Source organism: Collinsella sp. TF07-1 (assembly GCF_003437235.1).
Lineage (GTDB): Bacteria > Actinomycetota > Coriobacteriia > Coriobacteriales > Coriobacteriaceae > Collinsella.
Map to the genome: position 1 here is coordinate 1 of NZ_QSRV01000063.1, position 546 is coordinate 546.

The 546-nt window shown below is 65.2% G+C and carries 1 protein-coding gene; it reads left to right on the forward strand.

The annotated features are described in order from the left end of the window. Window positions 1-49: 49 nt before the first annotated feature. On the forward strand, window positions 50-546 hold a 497-nt coding region (locus DXC67_RS10280; protein WP_147327795.1), incomplete at its 3' end, for a hypothetical protein.

The window sequence follows — 546 nt, forward strand, 5'->3', positions numbered from 1 at the left end:
GGGGACCGCGATGCTCCTCGCCGGCCTCGCACCCGGGGGCATTTACGCCTTGGCCCTAAACGGCTCCGGGCAAATTGGGTACCCGATCGCCTTCTTCCATGACGGCGCGCTTACCACCACGACCGCGGGAAACGTCTTCACGACCCTGCTTCTCGCGCTGCTTGCGGGCGGAACCTTGATATCCGTTTGCTCCGCCGTCCTATCGACCGCAACGAGGCGCGTCCTCGCAGGCCCCCTTACCTCAGCGCTGCTTGTCGCGGCCCCGGCATTCCCGTTGCTGTCCGATTCGGCGCTGGAGCATAATGCCGTGCTCGGGCTCCTGCCGCTGGCCGTATTCTCGCCTATCGAGGCAACGGGCTACGTAGGATGCTTCCCGACAGAATTCATTGGCTCCGGTTCGGGCAGCGCATCGATGCTTGCCGTGGCCCTGGCATACGTCGCGGTCCTTTTTGCGGTCGGCGCCGTTGCGACACGTTCCCCCAAACAGCCTGGCCCCGCGAAAAAGCGCCATGGGCTCGAGCTTCTGGACGCGAGCGTGGGATACGG